This is a genomic window from Microbispora rosea, from assembly GCF_044460045.1.
GTDB classification, from domain to species: domain Bacteria; phylum Actinomycetota; class Actinomycetes; order Streptosporangiales; family Streptosporangiaceae; genus Microbispora; species Microbispora rosea.
This window is the reverse complement of record NZ_JBITJO010000011.1, coordinates 74,661-93,200: the sequence shown is the minus strand read 5'-3', so window position 1 is coordinate 93,200 and position 18,540 is coordinate 74,661. Positions and strand designations below refer to the sequence as shown.

Here is an 18,540-nt window from a genome sequence, read left to right as displayed (position 1 = left end):
CGTCGTTCCTGTGAACGATCAGATCACGTGGCTCTGCAGCACCGAGGCGGGGAACAGGTCCGCGACCGCCAGCTTGGTGGCGGTCAGGCGCTGCTCGGCGGCATAGGTGGTGAAGGCCTCGAGCGTCGTGCGGTTGGCCTCGACCCCGTAGGGCCACATGTCCCCGCCGAAGATGTCGGCCGCGATGCCGGCCGTGGTCGGCCCCCACGGCACCGGCACATGCGGGGCCGTGCCGCTGAGCATGCGGGCGATGCTGTTGTCCTTGGCCTGCGTGAAGGCGGTGACCAGGTTCGGCCCGATCCACGGGTAGCGCTCGAACACGTCCTTGCGCACAACCAGCACGTGCATGATCGGGAAGATCCCCGTCCGCCGGTAGTACTCCTCCTCGACGGAGCGCACATCGGAGAAGAGCTGGACCACCCGCCGGGAGCCGTCGGTCGCGGCGTCGGGGGTGTGCGGCACGATCACCGCGTCCAGGTCGCCGTCGATCAGCATCTGGTTGAGGGAGCGCTCGTGCTCCGCCCGCACGGTGATGCCGTCGGGAAGCCCGACCGGCAGCGTCTCGATCCGGCCCGGTGCGTTGATGCCGCCCTGGACCCAGTCGATCGCGGTGAGGTCGAGGCCGAACTCGTGCTGCAGGAGCGCGCGCTGGTAGACCGTGGCGGTCACGGTCCACTCCGGGAAGCCGATCCGCGCACCGGCCAGAGCGGCCGGGTCGTCGACCGGACCGTCGGCACGCACGTAGATGCCGGAGTGGCGGAACGCGCGGGAGGGAAAGACGGGCAGGCCCACAACGGAGTCGTCCCCGGCGCCGCGCAGCGAGCAGTACTTGCCCAGCGACATCTCGCTGATCTCCCACTCGCGGAACTTGGTGAAGCGGAAGAAGATCTCCTCCACCTCGTGGTAGGTGACCCGCAGGTCCACCCCGTTGACGGTGACCTTGCCCGAGGCCAGGTCGCGGACCTGGTCGGAGTCGTTGATGGCCAGGGTCAGGTCGATATTGCGGCTCACAGGAAGTTCATCCCTCCGTCGACGACCAGGCTCTGACCGGTGATCATCGAGGCTGCGTCCGAGGCGAGGAAGACGGCCGCACCGGCGATGTCGGCGGAGACGATCCGCCGCTTCAGCGCCTGGTTGCCGACGATCTGCTCGACGGCCTCGGGGCGGGCGGAGTCACGCGGGATCCCGGTCTCCACGGACCCGGGCATGATCACGTTGACGTTGATCCCGGCGGGACCGAGCTCGCGGGCGAGCGAGCGGGTCATGCCGACGACCGCGGCCTTGGACGTCACGTAGTGCAGGTAGTTCGGGCGTCCGCCGAGCACGGTCGAGGAGGAGATGTTGACGATCGTGCCGGAGCCCTGGGCCCGCATCGTCGCGCTGACCGCGCGGCAGCACAGGAAGACGCCGTTGACGTTGACGTCGATCACCTTGCGCCACTCGTCGGCGCCGATCTCCTCGAACGGCTTCATGGTGAGGGTGGAGAAGATCGCCGCACCGTTGACGAGCACGTCGATGCGCCCGAACTCGGCGACGGCCGCCTCGACCATGCGCGTGACGGCGGTCTCGTCGGAGACGTCGACCCCGAGCCCGAGCGCCTGAGCGCCCCCGGCGCGCAGCCGCGCCGCCACCTTTTCGGCGTTCTCGCCGTCGAGGTCGGCGACCACGACGGTGGCGCCGGCCGCGGCGAACGCCTCCGCGAACTCTCTTCCGATGCCCTGGCCGGACCCGGTGATGACAGCCACCCGGTCCGCGAGCACTCCGCTTCGACTCATGGGATCCCTTTCGCATCGGAGAAGTCGGACGTGCTTCTTGACCGCTTCTCGAGACGACACCTAGCATGACAGGCGTTCGACGCTGCGGTCTAGCATTCCGCCTACCCGAACACTCGACGTTCAGCGCAACCCGGCCGCAGAGCCAAGAGGAGAAGCGCACCATGTCTGACACCTACGACGGCCTCATCATCGGCGCCGGCCAGCACGGGCTGATCCTGGGCACCTACCTGTCGAAGCTCGGGCTCAAGATCGCTGTGCTGGAGCGCCGGCTGCAGTACGGCGGGGGACTGAGCACCATCGAGCCGGGCCCGCCGGGCTTCTACCAGAACCCGCACTCGATCAACCACTTCAACATCACCGAGACGCCCTGGTACAAGGACCTGGGCCTCTCGGCCACGGTTGACTACGTGACCCCGCAGTACGAGTTCGCGCAGCCGCATCTCGACGGCTCGTCGCTGGTCATCTCCCGTGACGCGGAGGAGACGATCGCCTCGATCGCGCAGTTCTCCAAGAAGGACGCCGAGACCTTCCGCGAGTGGAACCGGCGCTCGGAGAAGATCAGCAACGCGATCTTCCTGGCCGAGCGCTACTCCGAGCCGCTGGCCGAGGCCGAGCGCGTGGCACTGCTGGAGAAGAGCGAGATCGGTCGCGACTTCCTCCAGATCATCGAGCGCCAGCCGCTCGACCTCGTGAAGGAGTTGTTCGAGAACGAGAAGGTCCAGCTCCTCATGCTGTTCAAGCTCTCGCTCTTCGGCACCGTCCTCTACGACGCCGTCTCCGAGAAGAGCCCGATGGGCGCCGCCGTCCGCGGCTTCGACCTGTCGGCCGGCTACCAGGTCTGCGTCGGCGGCAGCTGGAACCTCGCCCGCGGCCTGATGGAGCAGTTCATCCGCGCGGGTGGCACCTTCATCAACAAGGCGGAGGCGGCGCGCATCGTCGTGGACGGCGGCCGCGCCACCGGCATCGAGCTGACCGACGGTCGCTCGTTCAAGGCCCGGCAGTTCGTGGCGAGCTGCATCGACGTCCCCCAGACCTGGAACAAGCTCGTCGGCCGCGACCAGCTGCCGGCCGAGTACCTCAAGAAGATCGACAACTTCAAGCAGACGGCCTGGGGCCTGTTCGGCGTCCACCTCGCGCTCAAGGAGGCGCCGCGCTACGTCGGCTCGGACACCAACCCGGCGCTCCACAAGTCACTGAAGTACAACGTCGGCGCGGAGACCATGGAGGACCTGTTCGGCCTGCACCAGCAGGTCGCCGAGGGCCGCATTCCCGACCTCGTGTCGTTCGGCACCGGCAACATCACGGCCTTCGACCCGTCGCAGGCGCCGGAAGGCGGCTCGACAGCGTACGCCTGGTACGCGATGCCCTACGCGCCCGGCGGGGACCCGGAGAACATCGAGCCCGTCAAGGAGGAGATCACCCGCAAGGTGATCGACAAGTGGCGCGAGTACGCCCCGAACCTCACCGACGACAACATCGTCCACGCGTGGACCTACACGCCCAACGACTACACGAAGGAGATCACCAACATGGTCGAGGGTGACATCTTCGTGGGCTCGTTCGGCGGCGACCAGAGCATGTGGAACCACTTCGGCTACCGCACACCGATCTCGAACCTCTACATGGCAGGGTCGCCCACGCATCCGGGCGGCGCGATCTCCGGCGGTGCCGGCTACATCGTGTCCCGCATCATCGCCGAGGACCTCGGCCTCACGCCCTGGTGGACGCCTATCGACGTGCGCGCCGCCATGGAGGAGGCAGCCCGGCAGTCGCCCGCCGCGCCGACCGTGTGACGGCTGCCTGATGCGCCACTCCCCGCCGCAGACCGTGGCCGAGGTGCCGCTCGCACAACGCGACTTGCCTGGCGGCGACAGACCCACCCGAGAAGGAGACCGAGAAGATGACTGACTCACGAGGATTCGAGAACCGGGTGGCGTTCGTGACCGGCGCCGGCAACGGCATCGGCCGGGAGATGGCGCGCGACGTCGTACGGCAGGGCGGCAAGGTGGCCATCGCCGACATCGACCTGGCTGCGGCCGAGGCCGCCGCCGCCGAGCTCGGCGACGCCGCGATGGCGGTGCTCTGCGACGTCGCCGACGAGCGGTCCGTCCAGACCGCGGTCGACGCCGCGGCCGAGGAGCTCGGCGGCATCGACGTCCTGGTCAACAATGCCGGCCTGCACCTGATGAAGTGGAACGTCCCGGTCACCTCGGTCACGGCCGAGCAGTGGCACCAGATCCTCGGCGTCAACGTGGTGGGCGTCGTCAACTGCGCGAGGTCTGCTCGGCCGTACCTCGCCCGGGGGAAGAGCCCGGCGATCCTCAACCTCTCGTCGATCGCCGGCTATCTGTCGAACACCGTGTACGGGATCACCAAGCTCGGCGTCCGGGGCCTGACCGTCGCGCTCGCCGAGGAGTTCGCGCCCGACGGCATCCGCGTCAACGCCGTCGCGCCGGGTGCGATCGGTTCGGACAACGCGATCGGCGAGCTGTCCGGCCAGCTGCGGGTGCTGATCGACGACATGCAGTTGATCCACCGCATGGGGACGATGGCCGACATCGTCAACGCGATGAACTACCTGTGCACCGACGCCGCCGGTATGGTCACCGGGCAGACCCTGTCGGTCTCCGGTGGCTACCCCCTCCACCTCTCCTGAGCACGACGAAAGATCCCCGGCAAGCGGGCGGTCGTCGTCGGCGCCGGCGCGGTATCGGCAGGGCTGTGGCGACTCTGCTCGCCGGCGCCGGAGCCGCGCGAAGTGGTAGGCGTCACGCGCGTTGAGGTAGGTCTTCGTGCGTGGATCGCGTCGCTGCCGTGCCCGTAGGCGACCCGCAGGCCGGCCGGTACGCCGAGGACCGGCACCGTCTTGGTCGGCCGGGACATCAGCGGCACCTGCGCTCCTCGCGCCAGGTTCGGGCAAGCAGCCCGACGCGGCCGGGCTAGGAGTTGCTGACGATCAGGTCGGCCGTGGCCAGTGGGATCGGCTCGAACATGGGCGGCTCGTCCTCAGGGAACAGGGCCGTGGGCCCGTAGACCCAGTCGGTGAACGAGTAGTCGTCGATCGCCCGGTGGCGGAGGAGAAGGTTGCGCTGCTCGCGGGCACGCCCGTCGAGGTGCCACAGCTCGCCCCAGGTGCGGGCTGTCAACACCACGCGGCGGCAGTGCTCGGGGCGCACGGCCTCGTACGCCGCGAGGGCACCGTCCCAGTCCGGCGCGCCGTCACCCGCACGCAGCCGCTTGAGGTGCTCGGCCAGCACCCAACCGTCCTCAATCGCCATGATCGCGCCCTGCGCCATGTACTGCAGCGGCGGGTGGGCGGCATCGCCGAGCAACGCGATCCGGCCCTGGACCCAGGTGCTGATCGGGTCGCGGTCGAACATCCGCCACCACTTGTCGCGCCACATGTGCGGCATTCCGGCGCGAACGTCGTCGCACGTGGCCGCGAACGCGGTGTCGAGCTCGTCCGGCGTGCCCCAGTCCTCGAGCCCGGCCAGTGCCTTCGGCGACTCGAACACGGCGACCTGGTTGAGGAGGTCTCCGCCGCGCAGCCCGTAGTGCACGAAATGGCAGCGCGGGCCGACGTACACGACGACCTCGGAGAGGTCCACTGGGCGGGTGAGCTCGGGGATGGGGACCGTGCCGCGGTAGGCGACGTAGGAGGAGGAGACGGGCTCGTCGTCGACGAGCAGCTTGCGGGCAACCGAGTGCAGGCCGTCGGCGGCGATCACGAGCGGGGCGACCCAAGTGGTGCCGTCCTCCGTGACGACGGTGGCGTTGCCCTCGGCGTGGGCGTACGCCGTGACCCGCTGATGGGTGAGCAGCTCGACGCCGGCGGTACGGCAGGCTTCGAGGAACAGACGGTGGAGGTCGCTGCGGTGGATGACCATGTAGGGATAGCCGTAGGTCCGCTCGAGGTCGCGCAGGTCGAGCGAGGTCAGCTCGCTGCCGTCGATCGCGTCACGCATCACCATCCGCTCGGGGACGACGCCGAGAGACGTGGCCTTGTCGAGCAGGCCGTAGTCGTCGAGGATCCGGGTGCAGTTCGGCGCGAGCTGCAGGCCGGCTCCGACCTCCCCGAACTCGGGTGCCTGCTCCAGGACCCGGACCTTCAGGCCGAGCCGGGCCAGGGCGAAGGCGGTGCTCAGTCCACCGATGCCGCCGCCGACGATGATCACGTCCACGTTGCTCATAGTGCGTGCCTCCTCAGAGCCAGGGACTGACGCGCTTGGCCTCGACATCGGCGACCAGCGGGGTCAGGAAGTCCTCGGGGAGATCGGCGAAGGCCGGACCGGTCTGTCGTCGTCACGTGTTCTACGGTGGCAGGCGTCGCCGGTGCAGAACCTAAGATTCTGCATTGCGGAACCGATCGGAGAAACAGCGTGGACCCGAAGACCCCACCGGCCTACATAGTGACCAGTGCCGACCACGCGCTGCGTGCCGCGGTCATGCTGCAGCTGGAGGGCGGTCTCACGGTGAGCCAGATCGCCGAGCGGCTCGGTGTCGCCCGATCGACCGCCCACCGGCTCCTGCAGACGCTCGTCTATCGCGACTTCGCCGTCCAGGACGACCGCCGCACGTACCACCCCGGCCCGGTGCTGGAGTTGGCGACGTACTCGCAGTCGAGCGTGTCGCGCCTGCGCAGCCGGGCGCTGGGCCACCTGCAACGCCTCGTCGACGTTGTGGGGGAGTCGGCGAACCTGGCGATCCGGACGGGGGACCGAACCCGGTTCATCGCCAGCATCGAGTGCCAGCACGCGCTGAGGGTGGGCTCTCGTGAGGGGATGGTGTTCCCCGCGTACCGCACCACAGGTGGACTCGTGCTGCTTGCCGAGCTCTCGCCGTCGGAGGTTGACGGCCTCTACGCCCCGGAGCGCTACGTGGAGCGCCCGGAGGAGCGGCCCGACTTGGCGAGCCTACGGACGCAGCTGGCCCGGATCCGCCGGTCCGGTTTCGCGGTCAACGACCAGCTCTCGGAGCGCGGGGTCGTCGCGGTCGGTGTCCCGGTCCGCGATGCGGAGGGTCAGGCGGTTGCGGGGCTCTCCGTCTCCATGCCGTCGGTGCGCTACGACCGGCACCAGTTGCCCGGCCTGGTCGCTACCCTGCACCGTGCGGCCGGCGCCATCGAGGCAGGAGGTCTGGCTCCGTCGCATTGACATGTCCTTCTGGCCTACCTGGTCGCGATCGGGCGGTACCGCACGTTCACCGCGGCCGAATGGTCATCGCCGTTGAGCAGCTCGAGTCGGACGGGGGCGCTCCCGGGGCTGTCGAACAGCCGGATCCCGTCGCCGAGCAGCACCGGCGCAATGTGCAGGTCGACCTCGTCGATCAGTCCGCGTTCGAGAAGCTGTCGGCCGAGCGTGGCCGAGAAGACCTCGAGGTTCTTGCCCCCGGCGGCCTCCAGCCCGATCCGAACCGCCTCGGCCACATCGCAGCTCAGGAAAGTCACGCCCTTGGAAGGCTGCGCGTCTTCGGGGTGGTGCGTGAGGACGAACACCGGCCCCCGCCACGCGCCGCCGTAGATCCCGCTGACGTCGGGGTAGGCGTCAAAGCCGTCTCGGCCTCCCAGCACGGCGCCGGTCGTTCGGGCGTACTCCTCGATGAGGCCGGGGCGGAACGAGATCCCGGTCATCCAGTCCATCGCGTGGTTCGGCCCCGCCACGAACCCGTCCAGGGACATCGTGAAATGCCAGAGCACCTTGCCTTCGGCGGTCTGCCGTTCCGTGTCTGCCATCTGTCACTCCTTGAGCTTGTTGATCGGCGCGGTGAACGAGGTGTCGATGCTCTGCGGGGTCTCCGCGGTGCACATGATCAGGTGGCCCCGTCAGCCGACTTCGTTCGGTTCGACGATGGGCAGGTCGTAGGTACGGCGCACGCTGTTCCCTATCCGGCCGATATCGGTGCCGTATACGTGTAGGGATACGCCGACCGTCGCGCCCGAGTTGGTCACCCGGTGGATGTCGTGGGGAGGGGCGAAGCCGCTCACCGTCCCCGCGTGGTCGGTGCCGGTCCCCGTCAACAGCAGGGCTCGGCCGCTTTCGTCGAGGCTGAACCGCTCCTCGTACTCGGTACCGGCGACGACCGCGACGGCGCACCACGTCGTGTGGTCGTGCACGCTGGTCGCCTGCCCGGGCCGGGAGACGAGCGCGACGACGGAGAAGCTGCCGTCGGGCTCGACGTGAAGTACCTGGCTTCGGTCACTCCCTCGGCGTGCCCGGGCCGGGACCTGCCGCAGGACGTCGTCGGCTGGGGGGAGCTTCCCCCTCAGGCCGGCGACCACGGCGTCGACCACGGTCTGCCAGTCTGCCGGGACCCGGGTTGCGGCCCGGATCGCGGCATACATGCGTTCCAGGGAGGAGGGACTTTCCGGACCGGTCGCGGTAGCAGGAGAAGTGGACTGCATGGCGTGCATCAGGCGTCCTCGTGGTTGGTTGATGCGACGCTAGGCCAGGTAGGTGGACCTGGGTAAGGTCCAGTTCCATGGCAGTTGAGTGGTCCGGTCTGACCCCGGACGTCTTCATCCGGCTCGATCGCCAGAGCTCCGAGACGCTGGGTTCGCAGTTGCAGAACGCGCTGCGAACGGCGGTCCGGGAGGGGCGTCTGCAGATCGGCGAGCGGCTGCCGTCGTCGCGAAGGCTTGCGGTGGACCTTGGTGTCTCCCGCGGCCTGGTGCAGGCGACCTATGAGCAGTTGGAGGCTGAGGGTTACCTGCGTGCCTTCGGCGGCTCGGCGACGCGGGTCGCGTTCAGCCCGCAGACGACCGTCGTCACATCACCAGAGGGCACGCCTGCCGCCAGGATGGAGATCGACTTCTCGCCGGGACGCCCCGACCTGAACAGCTTTCCGGCACGCGACTGGTTGTGGGCATGTGGAGAGGCCACCCGCACGGCCTCTGCCCGTGACATGGGGTACGGCGATCCCCAGGGCTCGATCAGGCTGCGAGAGGTCATCGCGTCGTACCTGCGACGGGTTCGCGGAGCGTTCGCAGGTGCGGACGACGTGGTGATCTGTAGTGGGTTCACCCAAGGCGCCGCCCTCACCCTGGCCGCACTGCGAGCCGCGGGCGCCACCTCCGTCGCCGTCGAGGACCCGGGCCACCTGGACATGCCGATTCTCGTCCGCCGGGCGGGCCTGAAGCCGGTCTTCATCCCCGTCGACGACCGCGGCCTGGTCGTTGACGAGCTCGCCAGGACGAAAGCGACCGCGGTCATCGTCACGCCGGCCCACCAGACCCCAACCGGTGTGGTCCTCGCCCCCGATCGGCGGTTGGCACTGCTGGAGTGGGCTGAGCAGGTGAACGGGGTGGTGATCGAGGACGACTACGACTCGGAGTTCCGCTACGACAAGCAACCCGTCGGATCGCTCCAGGGCCTCGCGGCGGATCGCGTCGTGAGCATCGGATCGGTCAGCAAGTCTCTCGCTCCCGCGATGAGACTTGGGTGGGTGCTGGCTCCACGGCACCTGGGTGCATGGATCGCCGAGGAGAAGCACCGGTGCGACCGCTGCTCGCCGATACTCGACCAGCTCGCCCTGGCTCGGCTGATCGAGTCGGGCCGGTTCGATCGCCATCTACGCCGCATGCGCGGCGTCTATGCCGCGCGGCGCAACGCACTGGTCGAAGCGATCGGCGAGCACGCTCCCAACCTCGTGCTGACCGGCCTCGCCGCCGGCTTCCACGCCATCGCTCAGCTCCCCGAGGGAGCCGACGAGGCGGAGATCGTCGCCGCGGCGGCACAGCGTTCAGTAGGGCTGCAAGGGCTCGCTCGATACCGATCACCGAACAGCGATGGGCCGCCGGCGATCGTGTTCGGATTCGGAGACGTCAACCAGGACGCGATCAGACGCGGGATCGCGGCCATCGGCGACCTACTGCGGCAGGGATAAGCCGCGTAGCGGCACCGGCGTCCCGGCACGGTGCCGCATGGCGCGGACTCAGCGGTAACTTCCCGGTAGGGGATCCCGATGACACGCCTGTGAAGCGGCGTGCCGGTGACGGATGACGACTGACGGGAAACCCGACCGGAGAACGCCCTTTGGTCGAACGGCCCCAAGGTCATTCCGTGGATATTCCGTGAACGGTGATCCAGGCTTGCTCTCGGTGGCCTGCGGCTGCACACGGGGGAAGCCGTACCGGGGGAGAAGCCCCAGGTCATGAGGCGAATGGCAAGGTCAACTCGGTGTCCCAGTGCCTTGTCGCTCTCGCCCACCGGACCACTCGGGCGTGGGCGGCGAGGTGCGTGACGTGTGATCTGGACGCGTGCTGTGCGGCGGTGTCGCTGTACGTCCGCGCGGGTCTGTTTGGGGTCTGGGCGAACGATGGCGCCCCCGTCGACCGTCCGTCGATACCCGGCACGTGTCCGGCCATCGCGAGGTCATCCACGTGTGGAAGACGATCGCGTTCGTCTCGCGTCAGCGCGGGGTCGCCTGCCTCCGAAAGGGCGGGCGGCATTGGGCGGACCTCACGCCTTCAGGTCGCCGGCGGGCCGTTGGGCAGCATTTCTCTTTCGAAGGACTCGCGTCCGGACTCGTCGAATCGCGCACAGAGTTCTTGGACCTCGTCCTTGAGAAGCACGATCTGGGAGAAGCCGACCAGTTCGCCGTCGACCCGGATCGGTGAGACCGTGACCAGGATTGTGGTTTTTCCATAGGGTCTGGCGACGTAGCGTACCGGCTCGACGCGGCCGTCCTCGAACAGCTTGAGCATGGCGTCGAAACGGGGATTGGTTACCGCTCGGCGATGCCGTTTCCGGACGTCGTTGCCGATGTATTCGGGTCGGCGGTCGAGGTGCTCCGAAGCCCACTTGTTGTAATACATCACGGTGCCGTGGTGGTTCAGGATGGTGACTCCGACTCCAGCCTGATCGATCAGCCGGTCCGCCCACTCGTCCAGGCCCCAGTCCGTGGCGATGCGGCTCTCGGCGGCTTCGGCCGGCTCGGCCTGAGATGTCATCGATACCTCCGAGGTGCTCGTGCTCGACGGACTGCGTCCGGTCTCGCTTTGAAGCCTGCCCGCCTGACATGGGGTTGACAATGAGCCTTTTTGCGTATGAGTCTTCGGCTGAGCCGAAGGCTTCTCGGACCGGGCCGATGGGAGTAGCGTCTCGGCCATGGCGTACGACCTGACCGATCTCCAGCTGTTCCTGCAGGTGGTGGACCAGGGCAGCATCACTCAGGGAGCGGACCGGTCACACCTGTCGCTGGCCTCGGCCAGTGCGAGGATCAAAGCGATGGAGAAGGCTCTGGGGGCGCCGCTGCTGATCCGGCATCGCCGTGGCGTTGTGCCCTCGCCGGCGGGCTGGCTGTTGGTGGCCCATGCACGCGAGGTCGTCGGGCAGGTCGCCCGGATGCGTTCTGAACTGGCCCGGTATTCCGACGGCCTGCGATCCACTTTGGTGATCCTGGCGAACACTTCGGCAACCGAAACGCTCGTGTCGTCGGTGCTGGTCGACTTCATGGCCGACAACCCCGACATCGACCTGGAGTTGGAGGAGCGGGCGAGCCATGAGATCGTCGCCGCCGTCACCGACGGCCGGGTCGAACTGGGGATCATCGCCGATACCGTGGACTCGGGCCGGCTGGAACGCGCCGTGCTGCGTCCCGACCCGCTGGTCGTCATCGCCCGGCCAGGCCACACGCTGGCCGGGCGTGCTCATGTCGCGTTCAGCGAGTGTCTGGGCCACCCGTTCGTCGGTTTCACGCAGGGGAACCCGTTGCAGGAGCATCTGAGCGGGCAGACCCAGCCGCTCGGGCTCCGTCCGCGCTACCGGGCGCATCTGCCGACCACGGAGGCGATCTGCAGTGCGGTGGCGGCTGGGGTCGGCATCGCCGTGGTTCCCGCGCTCGCGGCGGCCCGTTGGCAGCGCGTCTACGACCTGCGGGTTGTGGACCTGACCAATTCCTGGGCGAGGCGCAACCTGCTGCTGTGCGGCCAAAGTTGGTCCGGGCTCTCCGAACCCGCAGCGGCGCTCGCCGCACACCTCAGAACAAGGGTCCAGCCCAAGTAAGCACGGCCTCGGGCGCGTCTCGGTGAGTTCTGGGGTACAGCCGTTGGCGGTCCGGTGGGTGATTTTCGGTGCGGACCCTCTTGATGGGCGTCCTGCTGCCGAACATGTGGAACAAGAGCTCAACCCGATCACCTCTGCGCCTCTTGGCGGACGCTCGGTGCGTCGTTTCAGAGTTCCGCCACCGCCTCCCGCAGGTACATCTCCAGCCGCCTGATCGATGCGCTCACGCCTCTCGTATCGAGCCGGCAGGTGTGGAGACGACGGACGAACGTGGGCTGCCGCATGGGCAGAGCCACAACGCTCGGCGGAGCGTCCAACAGCAACAACCGCGGCAGCAGCGCGACGCCGAGACCCGCCGCGACGAGATTGAGCGCAGTGCGGAAGTCCATGCCGTCGAAGTCCAAACGATGTCCGCTTCCCCGGTCGCCGTGGACGGGTGACGCTGCCAAGTCGCGGACGTCGACCGCCGTGTTGATCCATGCGTCCGACGGCAGATCGGCTGGGGTGACACTGTCGGCTCCGGCCAGGGGATGGCCGACGGGAAGGACGACCATGATCGGATCGTCCATGAGGTGCTCTTGCACGAGCCCGGCGGGCACCCGCCCGGGAGCGTGTTCGTAGTCGAAGGTGATGGCCAGGTCGATCTCTCCCCGGAACAGCAGCGCATGCGTTTCACGCTGCTCAAGTTCACGGAGCGTGATGTGAACCGCCGGATGGGCCGCACGCAGGCGGGCGAGTGCGAGAGGGACGATGGAGGCCGCCGCCGAGATGAACGCGCCGAGCCGCACCTCGCCGCCGGTTCCGTCCGCGAGCGCCGCGAGCTCGGTGGCGGCGCGACTCATCGACATGCTGATCGCGGCCTCGGTGTCGAGAAGGACCTGCCCGGCCTCGGTCGCACGGACGGGCCGCCGGATCACAACCCGCGCACCGACCCGTCGTTCGAGTTCCGCAACCTGCTGCGAGACCGCGGACTGGGTGTAGCCGAGCTCTTCGGCAGCAGCGGCGAACGAGCCGAGCCGCACGACGGCCTCGAGAGTCCGTAGATGGCGGGGGTCGAAACTCCATGACACGAAGTTCAGCGTAGCTAATGGCCCGTGAAGAAATCATCGCTTGTCCTAATGTTGCTGCGTGCTCGACGCTGGACCGCATGGACTTCACGCACTTCGACGCCGCCGTCAACAAGCTCCCCCGACGCCGGGTCGGGTTCTACCCCACTCCGTTCCACGCGCTGCCCAACCTGTCGGCCGCGTACGGGCTCGACCTCTTCATGAAGCGCGAAGACCTGGCAGGCCCGAGCGCGATCAGCGGAAGCAAGATGCGCCTGGCCGAGTTCATCCTGGGGCGGGCCCTCGAGAACGGAGTGACACACGTCATCACCCAGGGCGAATACCTGACCAACTCGGGTCTGCAGTTCGCCGCCGCCTGCCTGAGCGTAGGAATCACGCCGATCCTGTTTCTGACGCGGAACGTGCGCCGGCATGGTGAGCTCGGCGAGTTTCGCGGCAACTATCTGCTCAACAAGACGATGGGTGTCGAAACCAACGTCATCAACGTCAGCGGCAACGTCTGGCACTCTCCGGACGAGGCCGCGCGGATCACCGACGCCATCGCGGTGCGCAAGGCCGAACTCGAAGCGCAGGGGCACGAGGTCCTCCTTGTCGGGACCGGTGGTGCGCACCCCGACGGCTACATCGCGCACGCCCTGACGTTCCGGGAGATGCTTGAACAGTCCGATGCCGCAGGAGTCGAGCTCGACTACGTCTACCACACGATCGGCACCGGGACCGCGCTGCCGGGGATGCTGGCGGCCAAGCTATGCCTGGGACACCCGGTGAAGTTCCGGTCGATCTCCATCCAGAGGTTCAACGACGGAGACCGGATGAACCCCGGCGTGATCGTCGAACGGACCAAGGCGGTGCTGGCCACCTTGGGCGCGCCTGTACCCGACGACGCGACGATCCGCGCCGAGATCGACATCGACCAGCGCTTCATCGGCGAGGACTACGCCGTCGCGTCCGCCGAAAGCACAGCAGCCATCCGTGAGCTGGCCCGAACAGAGGGCGTCTTCGTCGGCCCCGTCTACACCGGCAAGGGACTCGCGGGATTGCTCGACCACGCCCGCAGCGGGCGGATCCCCGCCGACAGCAACGTCGCGTTCCTGCACACCGGAGACACCGGCAACCTGTTCGAGATCCCCCAAGTCGTCGGGCACATCACGGCCTGAGCCTGCAGCCCATCAACCGCGCTCGGCCTCGACCGGCACGAAGCCTCAACGTGGCGATCACCTCAATCACCACTCGAAACGCCCCGATCGGTCGTGGCCCGCGATCCTATGCAGCACACCACCTATGCACGAGGGTGATGGGCTGTTTGGCTTGATAAAAGAGTGCCCCCGGCAGGATTCGAACCTGCGGCACCCGCTTTAGGAGAGCGGGGGCCGTACACCTAGATCAGGGGGCTTGAGCTGCGGTAACACCTCGCTGAAGGTGTAACGCTCTCAAGATCATCCCGCGCATATCCCGTTACTCACACAGGCCGGCCACCACGCTACTTGGGTATCTGGTGCTGGCTACGACCTACTTCGCGTAACCGGCGTCCGGCTTCTCTCCCCGGTGAGTAGAAGCGCAATCTCATGGGGAACCCGGCGTCTTCGTAGCGCCCAAGTAAGTCGTATGGCACCAAGTGCCGTGAGCTGCGTTGGCCGTCAGGCCTATCGAAGGTAGAGACATGGGGAAGCCTTTCGTGATCTCATGGTAGATGTCTTATCAAGCAGTCGGGAGGCGCCGCATGACCACCGCTCCTCATGAGAACCGTATTCGGACGTTTCTTGCACAGCGGCTACATGTCCTTGAGCCGGGGCTACGCCTGGTCGATGAGGAATACATCCTGACCAACTCTCAGGGTACCGGAGGTCGGATCGACATTCTCGCTCGCGACCAACACCGTATGTGGGTGGTTATCGAACTGAAGCGGGCGAACCAGACGGCCCGGGAGGCCACACAAGAGATCGCAAAATATGCGGAGCTGCTTCGGCGCGAGAAGCGGCTTCCTGCTGACCGTATCAGGGTTATTGTGGTTGCCCTTGAGCAGCAGTGGAAAGAGCTTTTGGCGCCACTCAGCAATATCGCCCGTGACTGGCATCACGACCTTCGTGGGTATATTTTACAAATAGATGACGATGGGGTTCCGCTCGATGCTCAGCGGGTTGATTTTCTCCCTGAACCGCTTGATCAAAAGCTGACGTCCGTTCACTTTATCTATTTGTTTAGGCATCCTGATGGGCGGGATCGCTGCTGGGAACAGGTGGTCCGTTGCGCTGCTGAGGTTTACGAGGTTGACCTTGTCGGTGTTGACCTCGACTATTGCGGACCTTCGGGGATCGTGATGTACCCCCATGCCCTGTATCTAGGCTTCGGCCGTCTCGATACTACCAAGGGCCTGTCAAATTGCCGGGAGGAGTGTAGTCACGAGGTCGTGGACGAGACTGAGCGCGACCAATATGAGCATCCCGATGAATACGACGCCCTGTGTCACGTAACGAGTTCGGTTTTTGCCGACACCTCCGAAAGCGCTAGTCCTGGTGTGTTCTCCAAGCTCGTCGGCGACCCTGGTTGGGAGATTAAGCAGATTCGAACCTCGGGGGCGTTTACGCTTGGCCCGTACGAAAATGATGACTTCATCAAGGCTCTACGCGGAAACGACGGTGGAGCGCGGCTTCTCTTCAATAGCAGCGCGAGTACGAAAATCGCGTCAAACTGGAATGAATTTCGGCAGGCGGCAATGGAATGTCTGGAAACCAATGAGGATTGGGTTGACGTTGTCGGAGGCTGGCTCGACATTGTCGGCGACCTATCTGTCGAGTACGATGTCCGGTTGCATATCTACAATCCGTGCGACCTCATGGGTGCCTTCATTTATGCGCTGCCCTACAACATCGGTGAATACCGTGCAGAGATTCTAGCGGAAAGCCTGAGCGAACATGTGCCGGTGGTATCAGCGGTGGCCCAGCCGCGCGACGATGACCACCCCTATTTCGAGCTGCGCGGGATGCTTCAGTGGAATGGTATCGGGGTTCCTGACCTGCAGTCTCGCGTCGCGCAAGTGTACGACAATGCTATGAGCTGGCACGTTGCTAGGTTAGCTGGCATGTATTGGCAGGCTGACCGGGAATTACTACAGCTTCTAGGTTTGCGGTACGTGGCCGATGTTTCGGTCTCAACGCCGCAGACCCAAGGAAGTTTCGAGGAGCGTATGAGGACTACTCTCCTGCCGAAGGATCTGAAGCCTGGTGCCGTTGAAAATTTGAGGGGTTTGTTTTCCTTGACCGACTTCATCGAGCGATACCGCGAAGAGGTCTTTCTCCTCGTCCAGGAGTACAGGCAGGACCTCCATATCATAGGCAGCTGAAACTTGTCCTTCGGATGAGGGCACATAAGGCGGGAAGTTACAGGACCTGTGCCGAATCGCATGGCATGGCTGTCACATCAGCCGCCGTCACCCGATGCCAAGCCCCTGATGGAGGACGGGTTTGGCGGTGTTCGCCCGACATAAACGATGGGAATATGCGCACGTCCCCTTGCGCCACTGACCAGTCGTAGAGGCAGTTCAAGGCCGACTTGATGTCGGTCACTCTCTCTCACGGATGTAGGTCACGCCAAACGCCCTAACCTGCCGATACTCCTGAAGCCTGGCTGCGAGGTCGAATGCATCGCCGGTGACGTACTGGAAGATGTCGAGCCCGCGGCCGAGTAAAATTTTCCATCCGGCGTTGGTGATAATCGAGCGGTCGTGGATCGTGTCGTCAAACGTTACGTCGAAGTTGATGCCACCCGCTGCTACGCCCTGCTTAATCTTCAGCAGGTATTCGAGCTGCTTGCGCAGCTTGTCTTCGTCCTTGTTCTCCGTGGTGATGAGTTTGACGTTGACTTCGTCGGCAGGGTCCTTAGCGGCGGCGATCCCCTGGATGAGCTCCATGAGGTTGCGGGCCTGGTGAAACTGGCGAATGTAGGGGTCCGTGATCGTTATATGATCAGCTCCACGTAGGTACGGGACCAAAAGCGTGGCGAACGAGACGCCGCGCTGGTTCTCCTGGAACTCACGGTGCCCCTCGAACAGCGGAGCCTCCGCGACCTGCGCGTGCTTATCCGAAGTCTCATCGTGCCCAGTGGACACCACAGCGCCCACCCTCGGTCCGACCGTCCCGCCCGCAGACTCGGACCTTTCTTGGCGCTCGCGGTGGTAGTACGCCGGGTATTCGTCCTCCTCCAAGGTCGAGACCGGGTGCCAGGATCCGCTCCTGTCTAGGTAACCGAACTTGACGTCGGCCATCGTCGAGTCGATCCGCAGGATCTGGTCCTTGACGCGCTTGCGGCCCTCGATCGCGAACCGCAGGATCTCCTCGATTTCCTCGGGTGCGGCCTCTCCGTGCGGGTAGAGGATCTTCATCAGGCCCGAGAACGTCTTGTGGATCGCGTCGCGGTCACGCGTCGAGATGTCGGAGGAGAGCGAGAAGTGCTTCTGGTAGCGGTCCGAGTAGTCCTGGGAGCGCATCGACTTGAGCACTTCGGCGATGTAGTCGACGACAAACCCGTACCCTCTCGAGAACATCTCCCCGCGGATGGTGTCGACCTCCCACCCAGGGATGTAGTGGTGCAGCCGGTCGAGGTAGGCGGAATCGTGGTAGCTCTCGGGCAGCTCGTCGAACAGGTCGGAGTGCTTGAGCATGTACGGCACGGTGTGGGAGGTGTTGCCGACAAAGACCATCGACGCCTCAGCACCGAGCGACTCAACGCCGCGGGAGAAGGACTTATTCGCCATGTAGTTCTTCATGATGTCGACGAGCGCCCTGTCGGTGCGCTTCTTCTTGCCGGCGAATTCATCGAACGCAACGACATCCCAGTAGCCGACCAGGCCGATGCGCCCGTTGGCGTTGTTGACGAACAACTTCGGCACGGTGACCTCTCCTCCGGAGATGAGCATGCCGTGGGGCGAAAACTCGGAGAAGATATGGGACTTGCCGGTGCCCTTGGGGCCAAGTTCGATGAGATTGTAGTTACGCTCGACGAACGGTATAAGCCGCACGAGCTGGATGAGCTTGGCTCTCCTCCCGAACAACTCGGGATTAAATCCGACGGACTGCACGAGCAGGTCGATCCACTCGTCGGTAGTGAACTCGCGCCGAGCCGCCAGGTAGCCCTTGTTGTCGAAGTTCGACAACTGGATAGGCTTGATCGACCCAAGTATCCATGGCACCACCCGCGGGTCTTCACTGTGGAAGTACTCAATGTCGCAGATGCACCACACCCCTCCGACGAGCAGTTTCGGGTGCGCCTTGATCGTGGCAGGCTCGACAAGCACGCCTTTTATGCCGAGATTGGCGAATTCGGCCTGGTAGACGTCGTCTTTCTCGTTGAGCGTGGCGGTGACCTTGTCGATGATGCGGTGCCGCCCGCGCTCGCGGATTGTGGACTTCACCAGCTCGGACTGGTTCCGGTGCACGTAGTGGTCGGCCAGGATCCTGCGCACCGTGTCGATGCCCGCCTGGATGGTGGCCTCGTCGTTGGATGCCGCGTACTGCCCGAGCAGGTACTCCAGCACATAGGACGGTACGATGGCGTTGCCCTTGACTGCCTTCACTAAGTCCTTGCGCACGACCGCACCCGGGAAGAGCCGGTTTATCTTGCGGTCTAGTTCGCTCTGCATCGGCGCAGCATCGACTGGCGCGTCTGGGTCGACAGATGCCCCCTGACTGACCTCACTCACTG

At 65.7% G+C, this 18,540-nt stretch carries 15 protein-coding genes and 1 tRNA gene; 7 read left to right on the top strand and 9 right to left on the bottom strand.

The genetic code is table 11. From position 1 onward, the window contains the following. Positions 1–18: 18 nt before the first annotated feature. Together ACIBK1_RS33835 and ACIBK1_RS33830 are read right to left on the bottom strand one after the other, a co-directional pair. On the bottom strand, positions 19–1,011 hold the full coding sequence (locus ACIBK1_RS33835) for a hypothetical protein (RefSeq protein WP_396739791.1): 993 nt from the start codon (positions 1,009–1,011) through the stop codon (positions 19–21). Beyond that, complete coding sequence (locus ACIBK1_RS33830; RefSeq protein ID WP_030511359.1) at positions 1,008–1,775, bottom strand: SDR family NAD(P)-dependent oxidoreductase; 768 nt, start codon at positions 1,773–1,775, stop codon at positions 1,008–1,010. The genes ACIBK1_RS33835 and ACIBK1_RS33830 overlap by 4 nt, the downstream gene beginning before the upstream one ends. A gap of 161 nt (positions 1,776–1,936) precedes the next feature. Here ACIBK1_RS33830 and ACIBK1_RS33825 point away from each other — a divergent pair, with 161 nt between their 5' ends. Continuing rightward, positions 1,937–3,568 carry a phytoene desaturase family protein gene (locus tag ACIBK1_RS33825; RefSeq protein ID WP_076442910.1) on the top strand — a complete coding sequence of 544 codons (1,632 nt, stop codon included), beginning with the start codon at positions 1,937–1,939 and terminating at the stop codon, positions 3,566–3,568. Positions 3,569–3,675: 107 nt separating this feature from the next. Next, a complete protein-coding gene (locus tag ACIBK1_RS33820) occupies positions 3,676–4,431 on the top strand; it encodes an SDR family NAD(P)-dependent oxidoreductase (protein WP_030511361.1) in 756 nt (251 codons plus the stop codon). Positions 4,432–4,714: 283 nt separating this feature from the next. On the opposite strand, the gene ACIBK1_RS33815 is transcribed toward ACIBK1_RS33820, so the two are convergent. Then, positions 4,715–5,965 carry an FAD-dependent oxidoreductase gene (locus ACIBK1_RS33815; protein WP_396739789.1) on the bottom strand — a complete coding sequence of 417 codons (1,251 nt, stop codon included), beginning with the start codon at positions 5,963–5,965 and terminating at the stop codon, positions 4,715–4,717. A gap of 189 nt (positions 5,966–6,154) precedes the next feature. Between ACIBK1_RS33815 and ACIBK1_RS33810 the strand changes: the two genes are divergently transcribed. Then, a complete protein-coding gene (locus tag ACIBK1_RS33810; RefSeq protein WP_030511363.1) occupies positions 6,155–6,928 on the top strand; it encodes an IclR family transcriptional regulator in 774 nt (257 codons plus the stop codon). Between the two features lie 14 nt (positions 6,929–6,942). Here the strand turns inward: ACIBK1_RS33810 and ACIBK1_RS33805 are convergent, their stop codons facing one another. Next, a complete protein-coding gene (locus ACIBK1_RS33805) occupies positions 6,943–7,506 on the bottom strand; it encodes a dihydrofolate reductase family protein (protein ID WP_396739787.1) in 564 nt (187 codons plus the stop codon). 90 nt (positions 7,507–7,596) lie between these two features. Beyond that, positions 7,597–8,064, bottom strand: a complete 468-nt coding sequence (locus tag ACIBK1_RS33800; protein ID WP_396739785.1) for a cysteine dioxygenase — start codon at positions 8,062–8,064, stop codon at positions 7,597–7,599. 188 nt (positions 8,065–8,252) lie between these two features. On the opposite strand from ACIBK1_RS33800, the gene pdxR reads away from it, so the two are divergent. Next, positions 8,253–9,656, top strand: coding sequence for a MocR-like pyridoxine biosynthesis transcription factor PdxR (gene pdxR / locus ACIBK1_RS33795; protein ID WP_396739783.1), 1,404 nt, complete (start codon positions 8,253–8,255; stop codon positions 9,654–9,656). Between the two features lie 583 nt (positions 9,657–10,239). Here pdxR and ACIBK1_RS33790 read toward each other — a convergent pair. After that, positions 10,240–10,722 (bottom strand): PAS domain-containing protein, encoded by a 483-nt coding sequence (locus ACIBK1_RS33790; protein ID WP_396739781.1) that lies wholly within the window; start codon positions 10,720–10,722, stop codon positions 10,240–10,242. A 157-nt stretch (positions 10,723–10,879) separates the two neighbouring features. Here ACIBK1_RS33790 and ACIBK1_RS33785 point away from each other — a divergent pair, with 157 nt between their 5' ends. Beyond that, positions 10,880–11,776 carry a LysR family transcriptional regulator gene (locus tag ACIBK1_RS33785; protein WP_030511368.1) on the top strand — a complete coding sequence of 299 codons (897 nt, stop codon included), beginning with the start codon at positions 10,880–10,882 and terminating at the stop codon, positions 11,774–11,776. Between the two features lie 167 nt (positions 11,777–11,943). On the opposite strand, the gene ACIBK1_RS33780 is transcribed toward ACIBK1_RS33785, so the two are convergent. Then, positions 11,944–12,846, bottom strand: coding sequence for a LysR family transcriptional regulator (locus ACIBK1_RS33780; RefSeq protein WP_081903927.1), 903 nt, complete (start codon positions 12,844–12,846; stop codon positions 11,944–11,946). Positions 12,847–12,923: 77 nt separating this feature from the next. On the opposite strand from ACIBK1_RS33780, the gene ACIBK1_RS33775 reads away from it, so the two are divergent. After that, positions 12,924–14,000 (top strand): 1-aminocyclopropane-1-carboxylate deaminase/D-cysteine desulfhydrase, encoded by a 1,077-nt coding sequence (locus ACIBK1_RS33775; protein WP_396739778.1) that lies wholly within the window; start codon positions 12,924–12,926, stop codon positions 13,998–14,000. Between the two features lie 163 nt (positions 14,001–14,163). Here ACIBK1_RS33775 and ACIBK1_RS33770 read toward each other — a convergent pair. After that, a tRNA-Arg gene (locus tag ACIBK1_RS33770) sits at positions 14,164–14,235 on the bottom strand. Positions 14,236–14,563: 328 nt separating this feature from the next. Here ACIBK1_RS33770 and ACIBK1_RS33765 point away from each other — a divergent pair. Continuing rightward, entirely contained in the window at positions 14,564–16,183 is a 1,620-nt protein-coding gene (locus ACIBK1_RS33765; RefSeq protein ID WP_396739776.1) for an endonuclease NucS domain-containing protein, read from the top strand. A 219-nt stretch (positions 16,184–16,402) separates the two neighbouring features. Here the strand turns inward: ACIBK1_RS33765 and brxL are convergent, their stop codons facing one another. Next, a complete protein-coding gene (gene brxL, locus ACIBK1_RS33760) occupies positions 16,403–18,538 on the bottom strand; it encodes a BREX system Lon protease-like protein BrxL (protein WP_396739774.1) in 2,136 nt (711 codons plus the stop codon). Positions 18,539–18,540: the final 2 nt, after the last annotated feature.

Bases quoted from the DNA above. Each gene is read 5' to 3' on its own strand.
- ACIBK1_RS33830 (WP_030511359.1), bottom strand. From the start codon at position 1,775: ATGAGTCGAAGCGGAGTGCTCGCGGACCGGGTGGCTGTCATCACCGGG.
- ACIBK1_RS33825 (WP_076442910.1), top strand. From the start codon at position 1,937: ATGTCTGACACCTACGACGGCCTCATCATCGGCGCCGGCCAGCACGGG.
- ACIBK1_RS33820 (WP_030511361.1), top strand. From the start codon at position 3,676: ATGACTGACTCACGAGGATTCGAGAACCGGGTGGCGTTCGTGACCGGC.
- ACIBK1_RS33815 (WP_396739789.1), bottom strand. From the start codon at position 5,965: ATGAGCAACGTGGACGTGATCATCGTCGGCGGCGGCATCGGTGGACTG.
- ACIBK1_RS33805 (WP_396739787.1), bottom strand. From the start codon at position 7,506: ATGGCAGACACGGAACGGCAGACCGCCGAAGGCAAGGTGCTCTGGCAT.
- pdxR (WP_396739783.1), top strand. From the start codon at position 8,253: ATGGCAGTTGAGTGGTCCGGTCTGACCCCGGACGTCTTCATCCGGCTC.
- ACIBK1_RS33790 (WP_396739781.1), bottom strand. From the start codon at position 10,722: ATGACATCTCAGGCCGAGCCGGCCGAAGCCGCCGAGAGCCGCATCGCC.
- ACIBK1_RS33785 (WP_030511368.1), top strand. From the start codon at position 10,880: ATGGCGTACGACCTGACCGATCTCCAGCTGTTCCTGCAGGTGGTGGAC.
- ACIBK1_RS33775 (WP_396739778.1), top strand. From the start codon at position 12,924: ATGGACTTCACGCACTTCGACGCCGCCGTCAACAAGCTCCCCCGACGC.
- ACIBK1_RS33765 (WP_396739776.1), top strand. From the start codon at position 14,564: ATGACCACCGCTCCTCATGAGAACCGTATTCGGACGTTTCTTGCACAG.